At 72.7% G+C, this 24,665-nt stretch carries 21 protein-coding genes and 1 pseudogene; 13 read left to right on the top strand and 9 right to left on the bottom strand.

The window, feature by feature from the left end; translation table 11 throughout:
- The first annotated feature begins 7 nt into the window (after positions 1-7).
- The 4 genes and pseudogenes from FGF04_RS24170 to FGF04_RS24160 all read left to right on the top strand — a co-directional run bounded on the left by FGF04_RS24170 (position 8) and on the right by FGF04_RS24160 (position 3,173).
- Positions 8-622, top strand: coding sequence for a TetR/AcrR family transcriptional regulator (locus FGF04_RS24170; RefSeq protein WP_149513373.1), 615 nt, complete (start codon positions 8-10; stop codon positions 620-622).
- 159 nt (positions 623-781) lie between these two features.
- Positions 782-1,507: pseudogene (locus tag FGF04_RS41225) on the top strand (bifunctional DNA primase/polymerase); the annotation flags it as partial.
- Positions 1,508-1,531: 24 nt separating this feature from the next.
- The gene (locus FGF04_RS40180; protein ID WP_235882510.1) at positions 1,532-2,422 is read left to right on the top strand and encodes an HtaA domain-containing protein; all 891 of its coding nucleotides are present in this window, start codon (positions 1,532-1,534) and stop codon (positions 2,420-2,422) included.
- A 106-nt stretch (positions 2,423-2,528) separates the two neighbouring features.
- The gene (locus FGF04_RS24160; protein ID WP_149513371.1) at positions 2,529-3,173 is read left to right on the top strand and encodes a PhzF family phenazine biosynthesis protein; all 645 of its coding nucleotides are present in this window, start codon (positions 2,529-2,531) and stop codon (positions 3,171-3,173) included.
- Positions 3,174-3,358: 185 nt separating this feature from the next.
- On the opposite strand, the gene FGF04_RS24155 is transcribed toward FGF04_RS24160, so the two are convergent.
- Together FGF04_RS24155 and map are read right to left on the bottom strand one after the other, a co-directional pair.
- The gene (locus FGF04_RS24155; protein WP_149513370.1) at positions 3,359-4,018 is read right to left on the bottom strand and encodes a biliverdin-producing heme oxygenase; all 660 of its coding nucleotides are present in this window, start codon (positions 4,016-4,018) and stop codon (positions 3,359-3,361) included.
- A 224-nt stretch (positions 4,019-4,242) separates the two neighbouring features.
- Positions 4,243-5,100, bottom strand: a complete 858-nt coding sequence (map, locus tag FGF04_RS24150; RefSeq protein WP_149513369.1) for a type I methionyl aminopeptidase — start codon at positions 5,098-5,100, stop codon at positions 4,243-4,245.
- Positions 5,101-5,158: 58 nt separating this feature from the next.
- Here map and FGF04_RS24145 point away from each other — a divergent pair, with 58 nt between their 5' ends.
- Positions 5,159-5,389 carry an SPOR domain-containing protein gene (locus FGF04_RS24145; protein WP_149513368.1) on the top strand — a complete coding sequence of 77 codons (231 nt, stop codon included), beginning with the start codon at positions 5,159-5,161 and terminating at the stop codon, positions 5,387-5,389.
- A gap of 188 nt (positions 5,390-5,577) precedes the next feature.
- Here the strand turns inward: FGF04_RS24145 and FGF04_RS24140 are convergent, their stop codons facing one another.
- Positions 5,578-6,852, bottom strand: a complete 1,275-nt coding sequence (locus FGF04_RS24140; protein ID WP_188114242.1) for an MFS transporter — start codon at positions 6,850-6,852, stop codon at positions 5,578-5,580.
- Between the two features lie 141 nt (positions 6,853-6,993).
- The gene (locus FGF04_RS24135) at positions 6,994-7,614 is read right to left on the bottom strand and encodes a hypothetical protein (protein ID WP_149513366.1); all 621 of its coding nucleotides are present in this window, start codon (positions 7,612-7,614) and stop codon (positions 6,994-6,996) included.
- Positions 7,615-7,722: 108 nt separating this feature from the next.
- Here FGF04_RS24135 and FGF04_RS24130 point away from each other — a divergent pair, with 108 nt between their 5' ends.
- From FGF04_RS24130 to FGF04_RS24120, 3 genes are all read left to right on the top strand, one after another.
- Positions 7,723-8,802, top strand: coding sequence for a sialidase family protein (locus FGF04_RS24130; protein ID WP_149513365.1), 1,080 nt, complete (start codon positions 7,723-7,725; stop codon positions 8,800-8,802).
- A gap of 52 nt (positions 8,803-8,854) precedes the next feature.
- Positions 8,855-9,559 (top strand): NADPH-dependent F420 reductase, encoded by a 705-nt coding sequence (gene npdG, locus FGF04_RS24125; RefSeq protein ID WP_149513364.1) that lies wholly within the window; start codon positions 8,855-8,857, stop codon positions 9,557-9,559.
- Between the two features lie 124 nt (positions 9,560-9,683).
- On the top strand, positions 9,684-9,872 hold the full coding sequence (locus FGF04_RS24120; RefSeq protein WP_149513363.1) for a hypothetical protein: 189 nt from the start codon (positions 9,684-9,686) through the stop codon (positions 9,870-9,872).
- Between the two features lie 16 nt (positions 9,873-9,888).
- Here FGF04_RS24120 and FGF04_RS24115 read toward each other — a convergent pair whose 3' ends face one another.
- A complete protein-coding gene (locus tag FGF04_RS24115) occupies positions 9,889-10,689 on the bottom strand; it encodes a site-2 protease family protein (RefSeq protein ID WP_149513362.1) in 801 nt (266 codons plus the stop codon).
- Between the two features lie 179 nt (positions 10,690-10,868).
- Between FGF04_RS24115 and FGF04_RS24110 the strand changes: the two genes are divergently transcribed.
- Positions 10,869-14,255, top strand: a complete 3,387-nt coding sequence (locus FGF04_RS24110) for an AfsR/SARP family transcriptional regulator (RefSeq protein ID WP_149513361.1) — start codon at positions 10,869-10,871, stop codon at positions 14,253-14,255.
- A gap of 26 nt (positions 14,256-14,281) precedes the next feature.
- On the opposite strand, the gene FGF04_RS24105 is transcribed toward FGF04_RS24110, so the two are convergent.
- From FGF04_RS24105 to panB, 3 genes are all read right to left on the bottom strand, one after another.
- Positions 14,282-15,109, bottom strand: coding sequence for an ABC transporter permease (locus FGF04_RS24105; protein WP_149513360.1), 828 nt, complete (start codon positions 15,107-15,109; stop codon positions 14,282-14,284).
- Positions 15,106-16,161, bottom strand: coding sequence for an ATP-binding cassette domain-containing protein (locus FGF04_RS24100; protein WP_188114199.1), 1,056 nt, complete (start codon positions 16,159-16,161; stop codon positions 15,106-15,108). The genes FGF04_RS24105 and FGF04_RS24100 overlap by 4 nt, the downstream gene beginning before the upstream one ends.
- A gap of 285 nt (positions 16,162-16,446) precedes the next feature.
- Positions 16,447-17,313, bottom strand: coding sequence for a 3-methyl-2-oxobutanoate hydroxymethyltransferase (gene panB, locus FGF04_RS24095; RefSeq protein WP_149513358.1), 867 nt, complete (start codon positions 17,311-17,313; stop codon positions 16,447-16,449).
- A 235-nt stretch (positions 17,314-17,548) separates the two neighbouring features.
- On the opposite strand from panB, the gene FGF04_RS24090 reads away from it, so the two are divergent.
- The 4 genes from FGF04_RS24090 to FGF04_RS24075 all read left to right on the top strand — a co-directional run bounded on the left by FGF04_RS24090 (position 17,549) and on the right by FGF04_RS24075 (position 22,600).
- Entirely contained in the window at positions 17,549-19,123 is a 1,575-nt protein-coding gene (locus tag FGF04_RS24090) for an MFS transporter (RefSeq protein ID WP_149513357.1), read from the top strand.
- Between the two features lie 228 nt (positions 19,124-19,351).
- Complete coding sequence (locus FGF04_RS24085; protein ID WP_235882460.1) at positions 19,352-20,023, top strand: TetR/AcrR family transcriptional regulator; 672 nt, start codon at positions 19,352-19,354, stop codon at positions 20,021-20,023.
- 221 nt (positions 20,024-20,244) lie between these two features.
- The gene (locus tag FGF04_RS24080; protein WP_149513356.1) at positions 20,245-21,282 is read left to right on the top strand and encodes an endonuclease/exonuclease/phosphatase family protein; all 1,038 of its coding nucleotides are present in this window, start codon (positions 20,245-20,247) and stop codon (positions 21,280-21,282) included.
- Positions 21,283-21,370: 88 nt separating this feature from the next.
- Complete coding sequence (locus FGF04_RS24075; protein ID WP_149513811.1) at positions 21,371-22,600, top strand: MFS transporter; 1,230 nt, start codon at positions 21,371-21,373, stop codon at positions 22,598-22,600.
- Between the two features lie 115 nt (positions 22,601-22,715).
- Here FGF04_RS24075 and FGF04_RS24070 read toward each other — a convergent pair whose 3' ends face one another.
- Complete coding sequence (locus tag FGF04_RS24070) at positions 22,716-24,470, bottom strand: NAD+ synthase (RefSeq protein WP_149513355.1); 1,755 nt, start codon at positions 24,468-24,470, stop codon at positions 22,716-22,718.
- Between the last annotated feature and the right edge of the window lie 195 nt (positions 24,471-24,665).

Here is a 24,665-nt window from a genome sequence, read left to right as displayed (position 1 = left end):
CGACCGCATGGCCCCCGACTCCACCCGCCGCAGCGAGAAGTCCCGCCGCGCGATCTACGATGCCGCCCTCGCCCTCGTCGGCGAGGTCGGCTACCCCAGGACCACCATCGAAGGCATCGCCGCCCGCGCGGGCGTGGGCAAGCAGACCATCTACCGCTGGTGGTCGTCGAAGGCCGAGGTGCTCATGGAGGCCTTCGTCGACCTCGGCACCCAGGCGGCGGAGGCGGCCGGGGCCGAGGGCTGGGCCGAGGGGGACGGCATCCCCGACACCGGCGACCTGGAGGCCGACCTCAAGGCGGTCCTGCGCGCCACCGTGGACGAGCTGAACGACCCGCGCTACGACGCCCCCGCCCGCGCGCTCGCCGCGGAGGGCGTGGCCGACCCGGCCTTCGCGCAGGAGTTCGTGGCCACGCTGCTCATGCCCTCGCTGGAGCTGTACGCGCGGCGCCTGCGCTCGGCCCAGGAGGCCGGCCAGGTACGGGCCGGCGTGGACCCGTACATCGCGCGGGACCTGTTCGTCGCCCCCCTCGCGCAGCGCTGGCTGCAGCGGACCGGGCCGCTCGACCACGTGTACGCGAACACGCTCGTCGAGTACGCCCTGTACGGCATCGCGCCCCGCTGAGAGGGGGGTAAATCGCATCAAAGCGTGCGATGGTGCTCGATGGGCGCCGTGGACGGGCATCGCCCCACCCACCCCGGATGCGGGCTCCGGCCACCCGGGGCGCAGGATGGTGGGACCATGGAGCAAGCCGTCCCGCACGACAGTCAGGCAAGGGGATCGATGAGCGCAGAGTCGGGCCGCCGTTCCGGCGGGCAGGGCAGGATCTCCCAGTGGCTGCGCGGCCGGCGCCCACGACCGGACGCCGCGGACGACGCCGCGGACCGTGAGGAGCTGCTGCTCGCCGCCGCCGGAGCCGGGCTGCCGCTCGCGCCCGCCGCCCACCCCTCCGCGTACCGGTGCTCCTGCGACCGCGTCGGCTGTCCGACGCCCGCGCGCCACCCCGTCTCCTTCGCCTGGCAGACGCAGTCCACGACCGACCGCTCGCAGATCGAACGGTGGGCGCGGCACCAGCCGCAGGCCAACTTCATCACCGCGACCGGCATGGTGCACGACGTGCTGGACGTGCCGGTGGAGGCCGGCCGGGAGGCGCTGGAGCGGCTGCTCGCCTCGGGGACCGAGGTCGGGCCCGTCGCGCTGTCCGGGGACGACCGGATGCTCTTCTTCACCGCCACCCGGGGTACGCCCGAGGACGAGGACGAGTGGTGGCCGTGCGAGCTCGACTGCCATCCCGAGACGATGGACGAGCATCCGGGGCTGCGGTGGCACTGCCGCGGGTCGTACGTGCTGGTGCCGCCCGCGCGGTTGCCGGGGGAGCTGGTGGTGGAGTGGCTGCGGGGGCCCGAGCATCCGTTGCCGGATCCGTTGTCGCTGCTTGAGGTGCTGACGGATGAGTGTGCGCGGTATGCGGGGGCGGGGGGAGAGCGGGAGCAGGTTGCGGCTTGGCCCGCCTGCTCCGCCCCGCCGGAGACGGTGATCTTCCCCTTGGCCACGCCGTCCACCACGCCCTCCACGGACCCCACCGGCTCCACGACCCCGAAGCCCTCGTCCACCGGGGCCGACAGCAAGGGGGACATCAGCTACGGCACGCTCGGCTGGGGCGTGAAGCAGTCCTTCCGCACGTACGTCGTGGACGGCGTGGCCAAGGGGAAGATCACCGTCTCCGGCGGGGCGGAGCAGGCGTCCGGCAACGGCGTCTTCACCTTCCCCGACGCCACCGGCACCTACGACACGGACGCCGACACCCTCAAGGCCTCCTTCAAGGGCTCGGTCACCTTCAAGGGCCACGAGGACAACGGCAGTTACGGCCTCGACCTCACCCTCAGCGACCTGAAGGCGGAGCTCGACGGCGGTTCCGGCAAGCTGACCGCCGACGTCGACAGCCTCGGCGAGAAGTCCGACGACGTGACCCTCGCCGAGCTGAAGCCCGAGTCGGCCGACCTGACCGCGAAGGACGACGTCATCACCGTCGACGGCGTCGCCGCCACCCTCACCGCGGCGGGCGCGAAGGCCTTCGGCGGCTTCTACCAGACCGGCGCCGAGCTCGACCCGGTCGACCTCGCGGTGGCCCTGACCGAGGACGCCGAACTCCCGGACGCCGACCCGACCTCGGGCGGCGGCACGGGCGGTACGGGTGACACCGCGGGCGGCACGACCGGGGGGACCACCGGCGGCGCGGGCACGACCGGCGGCACGGGCACGACCGGCGGGACCACGGGCGAGGTGACCGGCGGCCTCGCCGCCACCGGTTCCGACGTCCCCGTCGGCGCGCTCGGGGCGGCCGCCGCGGCCACCGTTGCGGCGGGCGCGGGCGTGGTCTTCGCCGTACGCCGCCGCCGCACGGCGGACTCGGCCCAAGCCTGACCGGACCTGCCGGGACCTGACGCGCACCCGGCCGCCGACCCCTTCCCGGGGGCCGGCGGCCGGACGCGTGTCCACGACTGTCGGTGCCATGGTGTTGGATGCCCGCGTGACTGATTACGACGTGCTGCGGGTCTTCTGCGGGCCCCGCGGCGAGTACGGCAACGAACTCGGGGTCGTGCGGGACGGTTCCGTCCTGCCGGAGCGGGACGACCGGCAGGCGCTCGCGGCCAAACTCGGCTTCAGCGAGACGGTGTTCGTGGACGACCCCGAGCGCGGGGTCATCGACATCTACACCCCGAGCGCGCGGCTGCCGTTCGCGGGCTACCCCTGCGTGGGCGTCGCCTGGCTGCTCGACGTACCGGAACTCGTCACGCCCGCGGGCGTGGTGGGCACCCGCCTCGACGGCGAGTTCACCTGGATAGAGGCCCGCGCGGAGTGGGCCGGACCGCGCACCCTGCGCCGGTACGCCACGGCGGCGGAGGTCGACGCGCTCCCCGTACCGGAGCCGGGGGAGTGGCTGTACGCCTGGGCCTGGGAGGACGAGGCGGCGGGCCGCGTCCGGGCCCGCGGGTTCCCCGGCCGGGGGGACGGGGTGGAGGAGGACGAGGCGACGGGCGCCGCGGCCCTGCAGCTGACGGCCCAACTGGGCAGGGCCCTGAACATAGTCCAGGGCCAGGGCTCCCAACTCCTCACGGCCCCCCAACCGGAAGGCTGGACAGAACTGGGCGGCAGAGTCCTCCTGGAAAACTGACAGAAAAAACCCCGCGCCCCATTGATCGGGGGCGCGGGGAACGGCGCAATCTTTTGTCTTTCAGGGGCGCGGGGAACGGCGCAGTCTTTCGCCCTTAAGGGGCGCGGGGAACTGCGCGACAAGCCCCCACCGGCCGGCACCCGACCAACACCGCGCAACCAACACAGCGCACCCCAGTGGAACGCTCACGCACTGATGCGGAACTCTTCCCCCAACGCCCCGAACACCCCGGTGTTCAACGCGAACGCCCGCCGGCACTCGGCCACGATCCGCTGCTTCTCCAGATCGTCCACGGGCAGCCCGTCGAGCAGCTCGCGGTACCCCCGCTTGAACGCGGCAGGGTTCCCGATGTCCTCGAAGACATAGAACCGCACCCCGTCGCCCTTGCGCGCGAACCCCCACGTCTGCTCGGCCTTGCCCCGGATGATCTGCCCGCCGGAGAGGTCGCCGAGATAGCGCGTGTAGTGGTGCGCGACGTACCCGCCGGGCCAGGTGCGCGCGCACTCGGCCACCCGCTCGGCGTACTCCCGCGTCGCCGGCAGCGCGGTGAGGCCGTCACGCCACCCCGGCCCCCGCAGATGGGCGAGGTCCCGCTCCAGCGAGGCGAGCCGCATCAGCTCGGGCTGCACGAAGGGCCCGGCCACCGGGTCGCCGGACAGCTCGCGCACGCCCGACTCCAGTGCCTCGTACACGAACCACAGCTGCTCGGTGTAGCGCGCGTACGCGTCCACGCCGAGCCGCCCGCCGAGCAGGTCGCTCATGAACGTCGAGGTCTCCGCCTCCACGTGCTGCTCGTGGGACGCGGTGCGGATGAGCGCCGAGAACGGGGTGCTCGACGGGTTCATGGGACCTCCGGGGGCGAAGGGGGAGAGACGGGAGCCGGACCCATCTTCTATGGTTAGGCTTACCTAAGTCAATGGTTTACCGACGCCCTGTCGGTAAACCGTACCCCGGATGTCCACCGCTTCCACATGAACATGTGCATGGGCATGTACATGGGCATGGGCATGGGCATGAAAAAGCCGCCCGCTCGGGACCGAGCGGGCGGCAGATGTGTGAAGGGGCGGGACTACGGCAGCGTGAGGATCTCGGCCCCGCTGTCGGTGACGACCAGCGTGTGCTCGAACTGCGCGGTCCGCAGCCGGTCCTTCGTGACGACCGTCCAGCCGTCGTCCCACATGTCGTAGTCGTGCGAGCCCAGCGTCAGCATCGGCTCGATCGTGAACGTCATCCCGGGCCGGATCACCGTCGTGGCGTGCGGGCTGTCGTAGTGCGGGACGATCAGCCCGGAGTGGAACGACGAATTGATGCCGTGCCCGGTGAAGTCCCGTACGACGCCGTACCCGAACCGCTTCGCGTACGACTCGATGACCCGGCCGATGATGTTGATCTGGCGCCCGGGCTTGACCGCCTTGATTGCCCGCTCCAGCGACTCGCGGGTCCGCTCGACCAGGAGCCGCGACTCCTCGTCGACGTCGCCGACGAGGTACGTGGCGTTGTTGTCGCCGTGCACGCCCCCGATGTACGCCGTCACGTCGAGGTTGATGATGTCGCCGTCGCGCAGGACCGTGGAGTCCGGGATGCCGTGGCAGATGACCTCGTTCACCGAGGTGCACAGGGACTTGGGGAAGCCGCGGTAGCCGAGCGTGGACGGGTAGGCGCCGTGGTCGCACATGTACTCGTGCGCGACGCGGTCCAGTTCGTCCGTGGTGACGCCGGGCGCGATGAGCTTCGCGGCCTCGGCCATCGCCCGCGCGGCGATCCGGCCGGCGACCCGCATCGCCTCGATCGTCTCGGGCGTCTGCACCTCCGGCCCGGTGTACGGGGTCGGGGCGGGCTTGCCGACGTACTCGGGGCGGCGGATGTTTCCGGGCACCGAACGGGTGGGGGAGAGCTCCCCTGGGACGAGCAGCGACTGGCCAGACATGCCAGCGAGTCTAACCAGCGGGGATGGGGGAACATGTCGGTGGCGAGAGGAGCTGGTCATGGCGCTGTTCAAGAAGCGGACGGTCGGTAAACCGGGCGAGTGGTTCTACTGCCTGGAGCACAAGAAGGTCGAGGAGGGCCCCGAGTGCCCCGCGAAGGACCGCTTCGGTCCGTACGCGTCCCGCGAGGAGGCCCAGCGGGCGATGGACACGGCCCGCGAGCGCAACGTCGACTGGGAGACGGACCCCAAGTGGCACGACTCCGCTCCGCGGGGTGCAGGCGACAACTAGACCTTCGCCGTCTGCGGCCCGGCGGGGGCCGATCGCGCAGTTCCCCGCGCCCCTGAAAAGCGCTGGGCGCGGGCGACATGACACCTGCGGCCCGGTGGGGGCTGGTCGCGCAGTTCCCCGCGCCCCTGAAAAGCCCCGGGTGCCCAGGGGCGCGGGGAACTGCGCGACCGGCCACGTACGGCCCGCGCCTACGAACCGGTCTCGGCCACCCCTTCCCGCAAAGACTTCATCCGCACCGCGTGCGGATTCGTCCGCACGTCGTACGCCATCAGCTTCGGCAGGCACAGCGCCAGCGCCCCCACCGCGGCCACGCACATCACCCCGCCGGTCCACACCGAGGCCCGCACGGACAGGAACGCGGCCATCCCGCCGGCCCGCACCTGCCCCAGCTGCGGCCCCACCGAGTACGACAGCAGCTCGATCCCGGCCAGCCGCCCCCGCAGCTCGTCCGGGATCGTCTGGTTCCACATCGCCGCCCGGAAGATCCCGCTGACCATGTCGCAGCACCCGGCGAGCGTCAGGAACAGCAGCACCAGCCATACGCTGCGCACCGCGCCCGCGGCCACCATCGCGAGCCCCCAGGCGCCCGCCGCCAGCACCACCATCCGTCCGTGCCGGTGGATCCGCGAGGTCCACCCGCTGGTGAGGCTCACCAGCAGCGACCCGGCCGGCAGGGCGGCGTACATCAGCCCGAGCGACCACTCGGCGTCCAGCTCGTCCGCCAGGAAGGGCAGCACGGCGAGCGGGAAGGCGAAGAACATGGCCGCCAGGTCGATCGCGTACGTCCCCAGCAGCTCCTTGCGGCTCCACGCGTACCGCGCCCCCTCCGCGATCGACCGCAGCGACGGCTTGGCCGCCTCGTGCGCGGCGGGCGACGCGGCGAGCCCCACGGCCAGCGCGACCGAGACGGCGAACGTGGCGAGGTCCGCGGCGTAGGCCCAGCCGAGACCCGCGTACGCGACGACGAGTCCGGCCACCGCGGGCCCTGCGACCCCGCCGACCGTCCACCGCAGCGAGTTGAGCGCGGCGGCCGCCGGCAGGTGCTCGTGCCGGACGATGCGCGGGGTCAGCGCGTCCAGCGCGGGGCGCTGGACGGCGACGAGCGCGGAGGACAGCGCGGCGACGGCGTACAGCGGCCACACCGTGGGGTGCGGCAGCAGCGCGTTGACCAGCAGCACGGCGGAGAGCACCCCCTGCCCCGCCTCCGTCCACAGGATCAGCTTCCGCTTGTCCAGGGCGTCGGCGAGCGCCCCGCCGTACAGCCCGAACACGATCAGCGGGACGAGTTCCACGGCGCCGATCGCCCCGACGGCCACCGCGGAACCGGTCAGCTCCTTCATCTGCACCGGCAGCGCGACGAACGTCAGGAAGCTGCCGAAGGTGGTGACGAGCCCCGCCACCCACAGCCGCCGGAAGTCGGGCGAGGTCCGCCACGGCGCGAGGTCGGGCAGCAGCGCACGCAGCCGCGCGACACCGCCCCCGGCGGCGGGGGCGGCATCGGACTCGGGCTCGGTCGTTTCCGTCACGACCGAGAATGCTCCGTCGCGGACCCCGCCGGGTACAAACGCTTTTCCGTCCCGGGCCGCGGATGTCCGCGCCCCGGGTCACCAGCGGGCGGGCGGCGGCGCCGTCAGCCGGTCCGCCAGCCGCGACAGCCGGTCCGCGAACCGCCGCCGCCCCCGGCGCGCGGGCGGCGAGTTCTCCCCGGCCGCCGCACCGACCAGGTGCTGCACCATGTCCAGGTCGAGCCCCGCGTCCGCGCCCGGGTCCGGCCCGTCCGGGACCGCGAGCGCCTCGTGCGCCATCGCGTGCAGCTCCTGGTCGCCCGTGCCCAGCGCCAGGACCGTCGCCCCGGCCCGGCGCGCGTCGTGCACCCGCTCCAGCAGCGGCGCCCCGGGCTCCTCCGGCGCCACGACGAGCAGCGTCTCGCCCCGCCGGGCCGCCTCGATCCGGCCCAGCCCCACGGCCAGGTGCGCCGGATCCCCCGGCCGCGCCCCGTGCCGTACGAGCGTCGGCGCCAGCTCGGGCGTGCCCGACCAGGCGGCCTCGTCGACGAGGTGCGCGGCCAGGTGCCACGGCTCGTACTGCGCCGTCCCCACCAGCAGCAGCCCGCCCCCGTGCGGCAGCACCGACGACCGCAGCGTCCCCGCGAAGCGCCGCGTGGCGTCCGGCCACCCGGTCCCGGCGAGCACGTCGCGCAACAGCGCCACCCGTACGGCATCCATGCGGCCGCATCCTGCCGCAGCCGATCGCCCGTCAGGTGGAGTTCACCGTGAATTCGCCCGACCTGGGCAAGGTGTACCGCTCACCCGATCGACGAGGAGAGGGTTCCCATGACCACCAGCGAGACGTCCGTGCCGTTCCGCGCCGGGCAGGAGGGCTACGCGAGCTTCCGCATCCCGGCCGTCGTCGCCACCGCCCCCGGCACGCTGCTCGCCTTCTGCGAGGGCAGGAAGGGCTCCCGCGACGACTTCGGCGACATCGACGTCGTGCTGAAGCGGTCCACCGACGGAGGACTGACCTGGGGCGGCCTCCAGGTCGTCGCGCAGAACGGCGCGGGACTGGCCGGCAACCCCGCCCCCGTCGTCCTCGACACCGGCAGGATCCTGCTCGTCCACCTCCGCAACGCCGCGCTCGCCACCGAGGACGCCATCCGCCGCGGCAAGGTGGGCGCCGCCGACGGGCGCCGCGTGTGGGTCCTGCACAGCGACGACGACGGGGCCACCTGGTCGGCCCCGAAGGAGATCACGAAGCAGGTGAAGAAGACGGCCTGGCGCTGGTACGCCACCACCCCGGGCCACGCCCTCCAGCTCTCCACCGGACGGGTCGTCGTCCCCGCCAACCACTCCCTGCCGCCCGCCGGCACGGACAACGGCACGGAGGGCAAGTACAACGGCGGGCACTGCCTGCTCAGCGACGACCGCGGCGCGACCTGGCGCATCGGGTACGTCGACGACACCCCCGACGGCTACGTCAACGTGAACGAGACCACCGCCGCCGAACTCCCCGACGGCCGCGTCTACTTCAACACCCGCACCGACTCCACCGCCCCCGGCACCCGCGCCGACGCCTACTCGCGGGACGGCGGCCGCACCCTGGTCAAGCCCTTCCGCCCGCAGGCGGGACTCACCGGCCCCGTCGTCGAGGGCAGCGTCCTCCAGCTCCGCGACCCCGACGTGCTCCTCTACTCGGGCCCCGCCGACCCCGGCTTCCGCGCCCTGATGACGATCCGCGCGAGCACCGACGACGGCGTCACCTGGCGCACGGCCCACACCGTGGACGGCCTGCCCGCCGCGTACTCCGACCTCGTGCGCGTCGACGACGGCACGGTCGGCCTCCTCCACGAGACGGGCGACTTCGGCGCGTACGAGACGATCACCTTCCGCCGGATCCCGGTGGCCGCCCTCACCTGAGCGGCCCCGACCTGGGCGGCGGGCACCGCGTACCCGCACGTAGGGTCGCCCCATGACCTCTACTGACAGCGCACAGAAGGCCCCCGCCAAGGACCCCTGGGACCTTCCCGACGTCTCCGGGCTCGTCGTCGGCGTGCTCGGCGGCACCGGCCCGCAGGGCAAGGGCCTCGCCTACCGGCTGGCCCGGGCCGGCCAGAAGGTGATCATCGGTTCGCGGGCCGCCGAGCGGGCGCGGGACGCCGCCGGGGAGCTCGGGCACGGTGTCGAGGGCGCCGACAACGCCGAGKCCGCCCGCCGCAGCGACATCGTGATCGTCGCCGTGCCGTGGGAGGGGCACGGCGCGACGCTGGAGTCGCTGCGGGAGGAACTGGCGGGCAAGCTCGTCGTCGACTGCGTCAACCCGCTCGGCTTCGACAAGAAGGGCGCGTACGCGCTGAGGCCCGAGGAGGGCAGCGCCGCCCAGCAGGCCGCCGCCCTGCTGCCGGACTCCCGGGTCACAGCCGCCTTCCACCACCTGTCGGCCGTCCTGCTCCAGGACCCGCAGATCGAGGAGATCGACACCGACGTGATGGTGCTCGGCGAGGAGCGGGCGGACGTCGAGCTCGTCCAGGCGCTGGCCGGCCGCATCCCCGGGATGCGGGGCATCTTCGCCGGGCGGCTGCGCAACGCCCACCAGGTCGAGTCGCTGGTGGCGAACCTGATCTCGGTCAACCGGCGCTACAAGGCCCACGCGGGCCTGCGCCTCACCGACCTTTAGGAGCGCCGGGAGGGGCGGGAGTGCGGGCTCCGGGGGTGGGGGACACTGGAGGCGAGTGTTCCCCTCCGGGATCCGCGCGTCCGCCGGGCCCCGGGGGTTCCCGACCCCGACAGGAGCCCGCCGCATGTCCCGCCTCGCCCTCTACGCCCTCGTCGTCTGCGTCCTCGCCGTCGTGGCGGCCGTCGTCTCCTTCGTCCAGGGCAGCTGGCTGGGCATCGTGTGGGTGCTGCTCGCGGGCCTGTCGTCCAACATGACCTGGTACTACCTGCGCCGGGACCGGATGCGGCGCCAGGCGTCCTCCGCCACCGGCTGACCGGACCGGACCGGCGTCACCCGCCGACCGTGCAGTACGGGTCGGTGTCCGTCCAGAACCGGTAGAGGTTCTGCCCGCAGTACGTACGGATCTCGTCGATGCCCAGGGTGCGCAGCAGCGCGTCGATGGCGTCGAAGAACTGGTTGTTCACCTCGGGGATCCATAGGATCGCGAAGACGAAGAGCAGCCCGAACGGCGCGTACGGCTCGACCTGCCGACGGATCTTGTAGGACAGCCAGGGCTCGATCACGCCGTAGCCGTCCAGGCCCGGGATCGGCAGGAAGTTCAGCAGCGCGGCCGTGACCTGCAGCATCGCCAGGAACGCCAGCGCGAACTGGAACTCCAGCGGTACGCCGTCCAGCGCGTCCAGCCAGAACGGGGCGGTGCAGACGACGGCGAACAGCACGTTCGTCAGGGGGCCCGCCGCCGAGATCAGGCTGTGCTTCCAGCGGCCCCGGATGCGGCTGCGCTCGATGAACACCGCGCCGCCGGGCAGGCCGATGCCGCCCATGATGACGAAGATCACCGGCAGCACGATGCTGAGCAGCGCGTGCGTGTACTTCAGCGGGTTCAGGGTCAGGTAGCCCTTCGCGCCGATCGAGATGTCGCCGCTGTGCAGGGCCGTGCGCGCGTGCGCGTACTCGTGCAGGCAGAGCGAGACGATCCACGCGGCCGTCACGAACAGGAAGACGGCGACGCCGGGCTGCTCGGCGAAGCCCGTCCAGGTGGCCCAGCCGGTCACCGCCGCGACGGCCACGATCCCGATGAACACCGGACTGATCTGCCGGTCGCTGTGCCGGTTGGTGGCGGTGGTCATGGGGTGGGGCTCCCTGGAATGCTCGAACGGTCGGGGTGTGGCGGATCGACCGTACCGGTGGTGTGGGGTGAACGTCCCACCCAGGGTCGGAGGTTCCTGCGGCCCGCCGCCCCCTTAGAACCGCCCCCGGTCCGCGCCTGTCCAAAATGCGGGGCGGGTCCGCTCCGCCGGCAGGGACAATGGTCCACGTGCGCTACCGCATCCTCGGCACCACCCAGGCACTCCGTACCGACGGCACCCCCGTACCGGTCGGCGGGGCGCGGCTGCGCGCCCTGCTGACGGTGCTCGCCCTGCGCCCCGGCCGGACCGTGCCCGCGCCCGTGCTGATCGACGAGGTGTGGGGCGCCGACCCGCCGGCCGACGCGCCGGGCGCGCTGCAGGCCCTGGTGGGCCGGCTGCGCAGGGCCCTCGGCGCGGACGCGATCGGCTCCGCCGAGGGCGGTTACCGGCTGTGCGCGGCGACCGACGACGTCGACCTGCACCGCTTCGAACGGCTCGCGGGCGAGGGGGCCCGGGCGCTGGCCGACGGGGACCCGGGCAAGGCGGCCGTCATCCTCGACGACGCCCTCGCGCTCTGGCGGGGCCCCGCCCTCGCCGACCTCCCGGACCGTTCGGCCGCGGCGGCCCGCTGGGAGGCCCGCCGCCTCGACGCGCGGCGCGCCCGGCTCACCGCCGCCCTCGCCCTCGGCCACGCCGAGCAGTCCCTGCCCGACCTCACCGCGCTCTGCGACGCCCATCCGCTGGACGAGCCCTTCCAGCTGCTGCGCCTGCGCGCCCTGCGCGACGCGGGCCGTCCGGCGGAGGCCCTGGCCGGCTACGAGGCCGTACGCCGCCTGCTGGCCGACCGCCTCGGCACGGACCCGGGCCCGGACCTGCGCGCCCTGCACAAGGACCTCCTGACCGGCACCCCTCCGACTCCGCCTCCGGCCCCAGCCACGCGCCGCCCTGGCACCCGGGACGGGGACGACTCCGGGCGGGCCCGGCACGGCGACGGCTCCGGGGCCCTCCCGGACGGCGGAACCGGCTCCGCCTCCGCCCCGCAGGCGCGCGAGCGCACCGCCCCGCGTGGGAACCTGCGCGCCCGGCTCACCTCCTTCGTCGGTCGGGAGACCGACCTGGCCACCATCCGCGGGGACCTCGCGGCGGCGCGCCTCGTCACCCTGCTCGGGCCCGGCGGCGCCGGGAAGACCCGGCTGTCGCAGGAGGCGGCGGAGAGCGTCGCCGACGCCGTGCCCGACGGGGTGTGGCTGGCCGAACTGGCGCCCCTCGACGACCCGGAGGCCGTCCCCGAGGCCGTCCTCACCGCGGTCGGCGCGCGCGAGACCGTGCTGCGCAGCGCCGGCGCCGAGGAGCTGCGGGTCGTCACCGACCGGCAGGACGACCCGCTCGTACGGCTCGTCGAGCACTGCGGCAAACGCCGCATGCTGATCGTCCTCGACAACTGCGAGCACGTCGTCGACGCCGCCGCCCGGCTCGTCGAGCAGCTCCTGGAGCGCTGCCCCGGACTGACCGTACTGGCCACCAGCCGCGAACCCCTCGGCGTACCCGGGGAGTTGCTGCGGCCGGTCGAACCGCTGCCCGAGCCGTACGCGCTCAAGCTGCTCGCCGACCGCGGCGCCGCCGCCCGGCCGGGGTTCCGGGTCGAGGACGACCCGGAGGCCGCCGCCGAGATCTGCCGGCGCCTGGACGGACTGCCGCTCGCCATCGAACTCGCCGCCGCCCGGCTGCGGATGCTCACCCCGCGCCAGATCGCCGACCGCCTGGACAACCGTTTCCGCCTCCTCACCTCGGGCAGCCGCACGGTCCTGCCGCGCCAGCAGACCCTGCGCGCGGTCGTCGACTGGTCCTGGGACCTGCTGGACGAGGACGAACGCGACGTCCTGCGGCGGCTGTCCGTCTTCGCCGGCGGCTGCGACCTCGCCGCCGCCGAGGCCGTCTGCGGCCCCGCCGCGCTGGAGGTCCTCGGCTCCCTCGTAGACAAGTCCCTCGTGGTGGCCGCCCCTTCGGGCCGCGGCGGCGAGATGCGCTACCGGCTCCTGGAGACCGTCGCCGAGTACGCCGGGCAGCGGCTCGACGCGAGCGGCGAGCGCCCCGCGACCGAGCGCGCCCACCTCACGTACTACCGCGAACTCGCCCGCACCACCGACCCGCTGCTGCGCGGCCCCGGCCAGCGCGCGGCCATCGAACTGCTCCAGCTGGAGAGCGAGAACACCCGCGCCGCACTGCAGCACGCCGTCGCCGCGGGCGACGAGCAGGAGGCGCTCTGCCTCGTCCTCTCGCTCGCCTGGTACTGGCAGATCCGCGACGTGCGCATGGTCGCCCGCAACTGGTCCAAGGAGGCCATGGCGCTGGGCCCCGACCCGTTCGCGCCGGGCGCCGAACGGGCCGTCCCGCTGCACGAGCCCTGCACCGCGGCCCCGCCGCCGATGCGGGCGGAGGTGCTCGCCGAGGCCCGGCGCGGCGTCCACCTGCTCAACATGGCGCACATGGACCTGGAGACGGACAGCTGGCAGACGCCGGAGGCCGAGGCCAGGCTGCGCCGCATCACCGACACCTACGAACCCGGCTTCCCGCAGGTCTGCCGCATCCCCGGCTACCTCTGGTTCTACGCCGTACTCATCACCGGGAAGCTCGAACGGCTGCGCGAGGTCATCGACGCGAGCATCGCGACCTGCCGCGAACTCGGCTACGACTGGGAGCTGGCCGTCGCCCTGCAGATGCGCGCCAACATGCTCGCCAACCGCGCCGACTGGGCCGGTGACGCGACCCGCGACGCCAACGAGTCGCTGGAGCTCTTCGTCGGTCTCGGGGACGGCTGGGGCGCCGCCGAGGCCCTCTCCGCGCGGGCCGAGGCCCATGAGCGCCGGGGCGAGTACGAGCGCGCGGCGGCGGACTACGAGAAGGCCATCGCCCACGCCGAACGCCTGGGCGCCCTCGCCCAGACGGCCGTCCTCAGCGCCCGCCTCGGCAGTGTCCTGATCGACGCGGGCCGGCTGGAGGAGGGCGAGCGGCTGCTGCGCGACGTACTGGAACGGGCCGAGGGCACGCACAACGAGGCGATCCCCGGGGCCCGGCTCTTCCTCGCCACCTGCCTCGGCCGCACCGGCCGGATCCCCGAGGCCCGCCTGCAGATCGAGCGGCTGCGCAGCGACTTCGGCGCCGTCAGGGTCATGGTCTTCGACGGGTTCGTCTGGGGCGTGGAGGCCTGGCTTGACTCCATGGAGGGCCGCTACGAGGACGCGGTGACGAAGGTGCGCAGCGCCCTGGACCGGGCCCGGGACCCGCTGACGCAGATGATCGCCCCGCACATGTTCTCCGCGCACCTCACCACCGCCGCCCTCGCGCTCGCCGGGGTCCAGGACGGCCGGCGCGCCGGGGACGCCGCCCGCTGCCTCGGCGCCGCCGACGGACTGCTGCCGCCTGCGCACTTCCGGGTCGCGATGGAGCGCGAGACGCGGGAACGGGCGGAGGCGGCGGCCCGCGCGGCCCTCGGTGACACGGAGTACGAGACGGCGTACGCGCAGGGCGACGGCCTCTCTTACGAGGAGGCCGTCGCCCTGGTCTGACGCGAGGGGGCCGGGTACGGCAGGCGTCAGGTCTTGGTGCGGTACTTGTGGATCGCGACCGGGGCCATCACCACGGTGATCACGACCGACCACAGCAGGGTGATCATGATGTCGTGGGCGACGGGCTGCCCGCCGTTCATCAGGCCCCGCGCCGCGTCCGCGAGGGACGACAGCGGGTTGTAGTCGGTGAACGTCCGCAGCCAGCCCGGCATGGTGGACGGCGGCGAGAAGATCGAGGAACCGAACTGCAGCGGCATCAGCACGAGGAACCCCATTCCCTGGATGGCCTGGGCGTTCTTCATCACCACACCCATGGTGAGGAAGATCCACATGATGGACGAGCCGAAGACCAGGGCCAGGCCGATGGCGGCGAGCAGGCCGGGGACGTTCGACACGGACAGGCCGAGGAGGAACCCGACCGAGAGCAGGATCGCCGTGGCCAGCAGCAGCCGGCCTATCTCGACGGTGATCTTGGCGATCAGGACCGAGGCACGGGAGATCGGCAGGGACCGGAAGCGGTCCATCACACCCGTCTGGAAGTCCTGGTTGAAACCGGTGCCCACGCCCATGGCGATGTTCATGCCCATCATCGCCATCAGGCCCGGCACGACGTAGTTGACGTACTCGTCCTGGTTGCCCTTGCCGGCGATCGCGCCGCCGAAGACGAACACGAAGAGCAGCGTGAACACGATCGGCATCAGGACGACGTCGAACATCGACTCGGGGTCCTGCCGGATCCACAGCACGTTGCGGCGGACCAGGGCGCTGATGTGCCGCAGATGGGCGCGCAGCCCGATGCGGGGGGCGTCGTCGGTGGCGACGGCGGCGGGGGAGTCGAGCACGGCGGCGCTCATACGGCGGCCTCCTCGTAGGAGCGGTCGGCCGGGGTGTCCTGCGGGTCGCCCGGGTCGGTCGGTTCGGTGGCGCGGTGGCCGGTGAGGGAGAGGAACACCTCGTCCAGACTGGGCAGTTCGGTGCCGAGACCGGCCAGGGTGATGCCGCGCGCGGTGAGCGCGCCGACCACCGCGGTCAGCTGCTCGTCGCTGAGGATCGGGACGAGGACCGTGCCGGTGGCGATGTCCACGGTGGCGCCGCCCGGGCCGGTGAGGCCGAACTCGTCGAGCGCGGAGGCCGTCGGGCGCAGCTCCAGCGGGTCGGCCGGGCGGATGCGCAGGGTGCGGCCGCCGACCTTCGCCTTCAGCTCGTCGATGGCGCCGTTCGCGATGACCTTGCCGCGGTCGATGACCGTGAGCTCGTTCGCGAGCTGCTCGGCCTCCTCCATGTACTGCGTGGTCAGCAGGACGGTGACGCCGTCGCCGACCATGCGCTTGACCTCGGTCCACACCTCGTTCCTCGTCCGCGGGTCCAGGCCGGTCGTCGGCTCGTCCAGGAAGAGGACGCTCGGGCTGCCGATCATGGACGCGGCGAGGTCGAGGCGGCGGCGCATGCCTCCGGAGTACGTGCTCGCGGGCCGCTTGGCCGCGTCGGTGAGGGAGAAGCGCTCCAGGAGCTCGTCCGCACGGGTGCGGGCCTCCTTGCGGGGCAGGTCGAGGAGCCGGCCGATCAGGTAGAGGTTCTCGCGCCCGGAGAGCTTCTCGTCCACGGAGGCGTACTGGCCGGTCAGGCCTATCACCCGGCGCAGGCTGCGGGGCTGTCCCACCACGTCGAAGCCGGCGACCACGGCCCGGCCGGAGTCGGGGACGAGCAGGGTGGAGAGGATGCGCACGAGGGTGGTCTTGCCCGCGCCGTTGGGGCCGAGCACGCCGCGGACGGTGCCTTCGCGCACGTCCAGGTCAACGCCGTCCAGTGCCTTGGTCTCGCCGTAGTGCTTGACCAGTCCCCGCACGGTGACGGCGTCCGGACGGCCGGTGCCGTCCTGCCGGGGATCCTTGTCGATTCGCGTCATGGGAACCAAGCTCCCATCCCCCACCGACAAACCACCGACAGCCTGCCGACAGGCTCCGCCGGGGTGCGCGGGTTCGGCTGCGGCCCCGGTGGGGGCTGGTCGCGCAGTTCCCCGCGCCCCTTTTAGGGGCGCGGGGAACTGCGCAACGGGGGTTTGGGGGCGAAGCCCCCAAGTCAGTGACGGGAATGGGTAAGGGCGGCGGGGGCGAAAGAATGACGGCAGCCCGCCGACGGGGGAAATTGACGGGCTGCCTCTGTGCCGCAGTGGACCAGGGGGTCTGAAGACCTAGTGGACGGAGTGCTCCTCCTGAGGGAACGTTCCGCCGACGACATCGTCGGCGAACGCCTTCGCCGCGTCCCCCATCACCCGCCGCAGATCCGCGTACTGCTTCACGAACCGCGGCATCTTCCCGCCGGTGAGCCCGAGCATGTCCGTCCACACGAGGACCTGCGCGTCCGTCTCGGGGCCCGCCCCGATCCCGACGGTCGGGATGTGCAGCACCCGCGTCACCTCGGCGGCCAGCTCCGCCGGCACGAGCTCCAGCACGACGGCGAAGGCGCCCGCGTCCTGCACGGCCTTGGCGTCCCGCAGGAGCTGCTGCGCGGCCTCCTCGCCCCGTCCCTGCACCCGGTAGCCCATGGCGTTCACGGACTGCGGCGTGAGCCCGATGTGCGCCATCACGGGGATGCCGGACTCCACCAGGAGCCGGATCTGCCCGTGCGAGCGCTCACCGCCCTCCAGCTTGACGGCCCCGACCCCGGCCTCCTTCACCAGCCGGGTCGCCGACCGCAGGGCCTGCACCGGACCCTCCTGGTAGGACCCGAAGGGCAGGTCGCCGACGATGAGGGCGCGCGAGGTGCCCCGTACGACGGCCGCCGACAGCATGGTCATCTCGTCGAGGGTGACGGGCACGGTCGTCTCGTACCCCAGGTGACAGTTGCCCGCGGAGTCGCCGACGAGCATGACCGGGATGCCGGCCTCGTCGAAGACGGACGCGGTCATCGCGTCGTACGCGGTGAGCATCGGCCACTTCTCACCGCGCTCCTTGGCCACGGTGATGTCGCGGACGGTGATGCGGCGGGTGCCCTTGCCCCCGTACAGCGCATTGCTGCTGCTGTCGGCGGGCTTGCGGGCAGCCGAGGGCTGCGTCATGGCAACGGCTCCTTCAGTCATCTCGTGGCGCCCTTACGGCGTCCCCGGATCACCTCCATGGTGGCACCTCGCGCGGCGGAAGGGCTAGAGGGGCCACCGTGGGCCTCGTCTCGCCCACGAGCGGCGCTTCACCGGTCCCGGCCGGTCCCAAGACCGCCCCCGGAGCCCGTAAGGTCTCGGTAAAGACTTCCGATACGAGACGGTCTCGTATCGAATCGCCTCTAGCCTTTCCGGTATGACATCTCCTGCCGAATCCGCCTCCCGCATACCGGAAGCCGTGCACCGGCGACGCTGGGCGATCCTCGGCGTCCTGATGCTGAGCCTGCTGATCGTCGTCCTCGACAACTCGATCCTGAACGTCGCGATCAAGACCATCTCGACGCCCGCCCCGACCGGTCTGGGAGCCACCCAGAGCGAGCTGGAATGGGCCATCAACTCGTACACCCTCGTCTTCGCGGGCCTGCTCTTCTCCGCCGGTCTCCTCGGCGACCGGCTCGGCCGCAAGAAGATCCTGCTCGGCGGCCTCCTGGTCTTCGGTATCGGCTCGGCGCTCGCCGCCTCCTCCGGCTCCCCGGTCCAGCTCATCGCGTTCCGGGCGGTGATGGGCCTCGGCGCCGCCTTCGTGATGCCGGCCACCCTCGCCGTCCTGATGAACGTCTTCGAGCGCGACGAGCAGCCCAAGGCCATCGGCATCTGGGCGGGCGGCGTGGGCCTGGCCATCGCCATCGGCCCGATCACCGGAGGGGTCCTGCTCGACCACTTCTGGTGGGGCTCCGTCTTCCTGATCAACGTGCCGATCGTGGTCGTGGCGCTCGGCCTGATGGTCTGGCTCGTCCCCGACTCCCGCGACCCGAACCCCGGCCGGATCGACCCGGTGGGCGTGGTGCTCTCCGTCGTCGGGCTGGTCCTGCTCGTGTACGGCATCATCAAGGGCGGCCAGCTCGCCGACTTCACCGACGCCAAGGTCCTCGCGACCATCGCCGCCGGACTCGTCGTGCTCGTCGGCTTCGTCGTGTACGAGAAGCGCAGCGACCACCCGTCGATCGACATCGACTACTTCAGGAACAAGGTCTTCTCCGCGGCGATCTCCGCCATCGCGCTGGTCTTCTTCGCGCTGATGGGCGTGACCTTCTTCGCCGTCTTCTACACCCAGAGCGTGCGCGGGTACTCGCCCCTGCAGACCGGTCTGCTGATGCTGCCGCTGGCCGTGGCCCAGCTCGTCTTCGCGCCGCGTGCCCGGCTGGTCGTGGACCGCTTCGGCAACCGGGCCACCACCACCGGCGGCATGCTCGTGATCGCCGCCATGCTGGCCGCGTTCGCCACGCTGGAGGCGGACACGCCCCTCTGGATCCTGGAAGTGATCTTCTTCCTGATGGGCGCCGGGATGGCGCACATCATGACGCCGACCAGCGTCGTCATCATGCAGGCGCTGCCCCGCGAGAAGGCGGGCTCCGCCTCCGCCCTCAGCAACACCTTCCGCCAGGTCGGCGGCGCCCTGGGTATCGCCGTGCTCGGCTCGGTCCTCTCGGCCGCGTACCGCTCGGGCATCGAGGACAAGCTGCCCGAGGCCGCCCGGCACGAGGCGGGCGAGTCCATCGAGGCGACGCTCGCCTTCGCGGCGAAGCTCGGCCCGAAGGGGGAGGCCCTCGTCGGCCCGGCCGACGACGCCTTCCTGCACGCGATGCACGTGACCGCCCTGTGCGGCGCGGGGGTCGCCCTGGTGGGCGCACTGGTCGTATACCTGTTCCTCCCGGGCCGCACCCCCACTCCGGAGGACAAGAACCCCGAACTGGCAACGGCCGACCACTGAAGCCCCGGAAGGGCGCGCCCTGAAGGGGCGCCCTTCAGGGGCGCGGGGAACTGCGCGACCAGCCACGACGCACCCGCGGACGACCGACTACGACCGACCGGGTGCAGCGGGGGACGCACGACCCGGCGGGGGCGGGGCATCACCGCCCTCGCCCGGCCAGGGAGAATCAACCCGGCCGGGAAGCGGCGCAACGACCCGACAGACGGCACACGAGAGCGGAGCGACGACGTGGGCGGGGCGGACCAGGCGGCGGCAGCGACAGCGGCAGCGGCAACCGCGGCCGCGGCGACGACGGACGCGGCGGGCCGGCGCGCCCCCGCCAGGGGCCGCCCGCGCAGCGAGGCGGTGGAGCGCTCGATCATCGAGGGCGTCATGAAACTGCTGGAGGAGGGCGTCCCGCTCGCGGACATCTCCATAGAGCGCGTCGCCCGCATCGCCGGGGTCGGCAAGGCCACCATCTACCGGCGCTGGAGCGGCCGCGAGGAACTCTTCTGCGACGTACTGCGCACCGCCGAGCCGCCCGACCCGGAACTCCCCGGCACGTCCATGCGCGACGACCTGGTCGTCCTGCTCGAATCGCTCCGGCAGCGCGGTCTGGCCAACCGCTCGTCGGTGATCATGCACAGCGTCTACGCGCAGATGAAGAGCAGCCCCAAGCTGTGGAAGGCCTACCACGCGGCCGTCATCGAACCGCGCCGCCTCAAGACGCTCGACGTCCTGCGGCGCGGCCGGGCGAACGGCGAGATCCGCGCGGACATCGACGTCGAACTGGCCAACGACCTCTTCGTGGGCCCGATGCTCGTGCGCGCCGTGGTCCGCCCGGACGCCGGCCTGGAGGAGGGGCTGCCCGAACGGATCGTCGACACCGTCCTGGCGGGCCTGGGCCCCACCGCCTCCTGACGTCCGACGCCAGCAGGTCACCGTCCGCCGGATGCCGCCTGCCGGAAAATATGCGCGTTCCGTCACAGACCACCCCACTCGGCCCGCCATCGGAACTCCGTACGCCCCCTCGCTCGTCCTCGTGCCCGTACGGCCGCCGTGCGGCGGCGGGAACGATCGCGATCATCCCCTAGGGTCTTAGGCGCGGGGACGATGTGAACGGCAGTTGGTGAGGCGACGGTATGGCGCAGGCGTACATGACGGAGACGGGCAGCGGCGGCCAGGGGCCCGACCGCAGAGGGACCCGGATCCGCCGCCTGTTCACGCACCTGCGCACCGACCGGGGCATCTGGCGCAGGGGGATCGTCCTCGCCGTGTTCGCCCTCCTGGTCGGCCTGGTGACGGCGGGTCACGCACAGATCCCGAACAGGTTCGGCAACCTCGGCAGCCTGCTGGAGACGTTCCTGCCCTGGCTGGGCCTCCTCGTGCCGGTGCTGTTCGTCCTCGCGCTGGTCCGCAGGTCCGCGACCGCGCTGATCGCCGTGCTGCTGCCCGCGATCGTCTGGCTCAACCTCTTCGGCGGGCTGCTCGTCGACCGGACGGGGTCCGGCGGCGACCTCACCGTCGCCACGCACAACGTCAACGCGGACAACCCCGACCCGGAGAAGACGGCCCGCGACGTGGCCGCCTCCGGCGCGGACGTGGTGGCCCTGGAGGAGCTGACGGCCTCGGCGGTCCCGGTCTACGAGCGGACCCTCGCGGCGACGTACAAGTACCACTCCGTGCAGGGCACGGTCGGCCTGTGGAGCAAGTACCCGCTGAGCGCGGCCGCCCCGGTCGACATCAAGCTCGGCTGGACGCGCGCGATGCGGGCGACGGTGGCCTCGCCCGAGGGGAAGCTCGCCGTGTACGTGGCGCACCTGCCCTCCGTACGGGTGAAGATGGAGGCCGGTTTCACCGCGCGGCAGCGCGACAAGAGCGCCGACGCGCTCGGTGAGGCCATCGCCGACGAGCGGCTGCCGGACATCGCCCTCCTCGGCGACCTGAACGGCACGATGAACGACCGCGCACTGAACGCCGTCACCTCGCAGATGCGCTCCACGCAGGGCGCGGCGGGCAGCGGCTTCGGGTTCAGCTGGCCGGCGTCGTTCCCGATGGCGCGGATCGACCAGATCATGGTCAAGGGCCTGGAGCCGGTCACCTCCTGGACGCTTCCCGAGACGGGCAGCGACCATCTTCCGGTCGCCGCCCGCGTGAAGCTGTCGGCAACCGCCTCGTAACCCCTGGGAATACTGGGACGGGGATACTTTGTTCCGTACTTGAACTTATCAAGTACGGAACACCGCTCATCCCGTGGAAAGGTCCCTCATGCCCCTGGCCCTGCTCGCCCTCGCCGTGGGCGCCTTCGGCATTGGCACCACCGAGTTCGTGATGATGGGCCTGCTGCCCGACGTCGCGGACGACCTCGGGATCTCGATCCCCAGCGCCGGCCACCTCGTCTCCGCGTACGCGATCGGCGTCGTCGTCGGCGCCCCGCTGCTCGCCGCGGTGACCGCGCGGATGGCCCGCCGCAGGGTCCTGATCGGGCTCATGGTGCTGTTCGTCGTGGGCAACGCGCTCTCGGCGTTCGCCCCCGACCACCACCTGCTGCTCGCGGCCCGCTTCCTGAGCGGTCTGCCGCACGGCGCGTTCTTCGGCGTCGGCGCCGTCGTCGCCACCGGCATGGTCACCGCCGACCGCAAGGCCCGCGCGGTCTCCCTCATGTTCCTCGGCCTGACGATCGCGAACATCGTCGGTGTCCCCGCCGCGACCTTCGTGGGTCAGCAGTTCGGCTGGCGCGCCACCTTCCTCGGCGTGAGTGTGATCGGCCTGGCGGCCATCGTCTCCCTGGTGCTGCTCCTGCCGCGGGACTCCGGCCACGACGCCGCCGCCACCGGCCTGCGCGGCGAGCTGGCCGCCCTCAGGTCGCTGCCGGTCTGGCTGGCCCTCGGCACGACCGTCGCCGGCTTCGGCGCGCTCTTCTCGGCGTACAGCTACATCACGCCGATGCTGACGGACTCCGCCGGGTACGCCGACTCCAGCGTGACCCTGCTGCTCGCGCTGTTCGGGGTCGGCGCCACGATCGGCAACCTGCTCGGCGGCCGCCTGGCGGACCGCTCGATGCGCGGCACGCTGTTCGGCGGCCTGCTCTCGCTGGTGGCGGTCCTGGCCCTGTTCCCGCTGATGATGGCCGCGGCGTGGAGCGCGCCCCTGGCCGTGGTCCTGCTCGGCACGGCGGCGTTCACGACCAGCTCCCCGCTCCTGCTGATGGTCATGGAGAAGGCGTCCTCGGCCCCGTCCCTGGCCTCCTCCGCCAACCAGGCGGCCTTCAACCTCGCGAACGCGGGCGGCGCCTGGATCGGCGGCCTCGCCCTGGCAGCGGGCCACGGCACCACGTCCCCGGCCCTGGCGGGGGCGGCCCTGGCGATCCTGGGCCTGGCGGTGGCGACGGTGGCCTACGGGGTGGACCGCCGCCGGGCCACGCCCCCCGCCGGCCGGGTGGTGGCCACCCACACCCCGGTCACCGACAAAACCCCGGCGGACAGGAGCGCCCCTTAGGGGCGCGGGGAACTGCGCGACCAGCCCCCACCGGGCCGCAGCAAAAGAACAACCCGCTGCGAGGCAAAAAGAAGGGGCGCCCGGCAAACACCGGGCGCCCCTTCCCCGCAGCCAACTACAACCGCTCGCGCCACTGATTCGTGATCGGCAACCGCCGGTCCTTCCCGAACCCCTTCGCCGAGATCTTCGTCCCCGGCGGATACTGCCGCCGCTTGTACTCGGCCGTGTCCACCATCCGCAGCGTCTTCGTCACGAGCTCCCGGTCGTACCCCGCCGCCACGATCGCATCGGCCCCGGTGTCCCGGTCGACGTACAGCTCCAGGATCGCGTCCAGCACCGGATAGTCCGGCAGCGAGTCCGTGTCGACCTGCCCGGGCGCCAGCTCGGCGCTCGGCGGCTTGGAGATGGAGTTCTCCGGGATCGGCGGCGTCTGCCCCCGCTCCGCCGCGGCCCGGTTGCGCCACTTCGCGAGCCGGAAGACCGACGTCTTGTACACGTCCTTGATCGGCCCGTACGCGCCCACCGAGTCGCCGTACAGCGTCGAGTACCCCACCGCCAGCTCGGATTTGTTGCCCGGCGCCAGCACGATGTGCCCCTCCTGGTTGGAGAGGGCCATCAGCATGGTGCCGCGCAGCCGCGACTGGAGGTTCTCCTCGGCCAGCCCGTCGAGCCCCAGCGATCCCATGTACGCGTCGAACATCGGCTCGATCGGCACGGTCCGGTAGTTGAGCCCGGTGCGCCGCGCCAGCTCGGCCGCGTCGCCCTTGGAGTGGTCCGAGGAGTACTTGGACGGCATCGACACGCCGTACACGTTCTGCGCGCCGAGCGCGTCGCAGGCGATCGCGGCGACCAGCGCGGAGTCGATCCCGCCGGAGAGCCCGATCAGCACCGAGCGGAAACCGTTCTTCGCGGCGTACGCCCGCAGCCCCACCACGAGCGCGGAGTACACCTCCTCGTCGTCGTCGAGCCGCTCGGCGTATCCGCCGGAGAGCTCCGCCTCGTACGGCGGCAGCGGCTCGTCGGAGAGGGTGACGTGGTCGATGCGCAGGCCGTCGTCCACCACGCCCGACGGCGGCTCGGCGGCAGCGGCGGGCAGGTCCAGGTCGAGGACGACGCAGCCCTCGGAGAACTGGGGCGCCCGCGCGACGACCTCGCCGTGCCGGTCGACGACGATCGAGTCGCCGTCGAAGACCAGCTCGTCCTGGCCGCCGATCATGGCCAGGTAGGCGGTCGTGCAGCCGGCCTCCTGCGCGCGCTTGCGCACCAGGTCGAGGCGGGTGTCGTCCTTGTCGCGCTCGTACGGCGAGGCGTTGATGGAGAGCAGCAGCCCGGCCCCGGCCGAACGGGCCGCGGGGACCCGGCCGCCGTCCTGCCAGAGGTCTTCGCAGATGGCGAGCGCGACGTCGATGCCGTGCACGCGGACGACCGGCAGGGTGTCGCCGGGCATGAAGTAGCGGAACTCGTCGAAGACGCCGTAGTTCGGCAGGTGGTGCTTGGCGAAGGTGAGGACCACCTCGCCGCGGTGCAGCACCGCGGCCGCGTTGCGCGGGGCGCCGGCCGGCTGGCCGTACTTGGGCTGGGCCTTCTCGGCGCGGTCGAGGAAGCCGACGACGACCGGCAGCTCCCCGAACCCCTCGTCGGCGAGCCGGGCCGCGAGCGCGTGCAGGGTGGCGCGGGACGCCTCCACGAAGGACGACCGCAGGGCCAGGTCCTCGACGGGGTACCCGGTCAGCGCCATCTCGGGGAACGCCACGAAGTGCGCCCCCTGCTCGGCGGAGTGCCGGGTCCAGCGGACGATCGCCTCGGCGTTCCCGGAGAGATCGCCGACGGTCGAGTCGATCTGATTCAGAGCGAGGCGTAGTTGAGGCACACGCCCAGTGTAATCGTCAGAGCGACACGATGCCTGGAGGGGCCGCCGGGGTCGCCCCTAAGAGGCGCGGGGAACTGCGCGCCCAGCCCCCACCGTCCCGCGGCCGAAGCACCCCTGGAGGGGCCGCCCGAACCAGGCAGCCCCGCAGCAGGCAGCCCCCTCAGGGGCGCGAGGAACTGCGCGCCCAGCCCCCAC

The organism is Streptomyces apricus (genome assembly GCF_008369065.1).
In the GTDB taxonomy this organism is placed as follows: domain Bacteria; phylum Actinomycetota; class Actinomycetes; order Streptomycetales; family Streptomycetaceae; genus Streptomyces; species Streptomyces apricus.
Note: the sequence above shows the minus strand (reverse complement) of the source record. Positions and strands in the feature narration are given on the sequence as shown.

Coding starts and splice junctions, on each gene's coding strand:
- FGF04_RS24075 (WP_149513811.1), top strand. CDS start 21,371: ATGCCCCTGGCCCTGCTCGCCCTCGCCGTGGGCGCCTTCGGCATTGGC.
- FGF04_RS24090 (WP_149513357.1), top strand. CDS start 17,549: ATGACATCTCCTGCCGAATCCGCCTCCCGCATACCGGAAGCCGTGCAC.
- FGF04_RS24170 (WP_149513373.1), top strand. CDS start 8: ATGGCCCCCGACTCCACCCGCCGCAGCGAGAAGTCCCGCCGCGCGATC.
- FGF04_RS24145 (WP_149513368.1), top strand. CDS start 5,159: ATGGCGCTGTTCAAGAAGCGGACGGTCGGTAAACCGGGCGAGTGGTTC.
- FGF04_RS24080 (WP_149513356.1), top strand. CDS start 20,245: ATGGCGCAGGCGTACATGACGGAGACGGGCAGCGGCGGCCAGGGGCCC.
- FGF04_RS24155 (WP_149513370.1), bottom strand. CDS start 4,018: ATGAACCCGTCGAGCACCCCGTTCTCGGCGCTCATCCGCACCGCGTCC.
- map (WP_149513369.1), bottom strand. CDS start 5,100: ATGTCTGGCCAGTCGCTGCTCGTCCCAGGGGAGCTCTCCCCCACCCGT.
- FGF04_RS24135 (WP_149513366.1), bottom strand. CDS start 7,614: ATGGATGCCGTACGGGTGGCGCTGTTGCGCGACGTGCTCGCCGGGACC.
- panB (WP_149513358.1), bottom strand. CDS start 17,313: ATGACGCAGCCCTCGGCTGCCCGCAAGCCCGCCGACAGCAGCAGCAAT.
- FGF04_RS24105 (WP_149513360.1), bottom strand. CDS start 15,109: ATGAGCGCCGCCGTGCTCGACTCCCCCGCCGCCGTCGCCACCGACGAC.
- FGF04_RS24130 (WP_149513365.1), top strand. CDS start 7,723: ATGACCACCAGCGAGACGTCCGTGCCGTTCCGCGCCGGGCAGGAGGGC.
- FGF04_RS24100 (WP_188114199.1), bottom strand. CDS start 16,161: ATGACGCGAATCGACAAGGATCCCCGGCAGGACGGCACCGGCCGTCCG.
- FGF04_RS24120 (WP_149513363.1), top strand. CDS start 9,684: ATGTCCCGCCTCGCCCTCTACGCCCTCGTCGTCTGCGTCCTCGCCGTC.
- FGF04_RS24110 (WP_149513361.1), top strand. CDS start 10,869: ATGGTCCACGTGCGCTACCGCATCCTCGGCACCACCCAGGCACTCCGT.
- FGF04_RS24115 (WP_149513362.1), bottom strand. CDS start 10,689: ATGACCACCGCCACCAACCGGCACAGCGACCGGCAGATCAGTCCGGTG.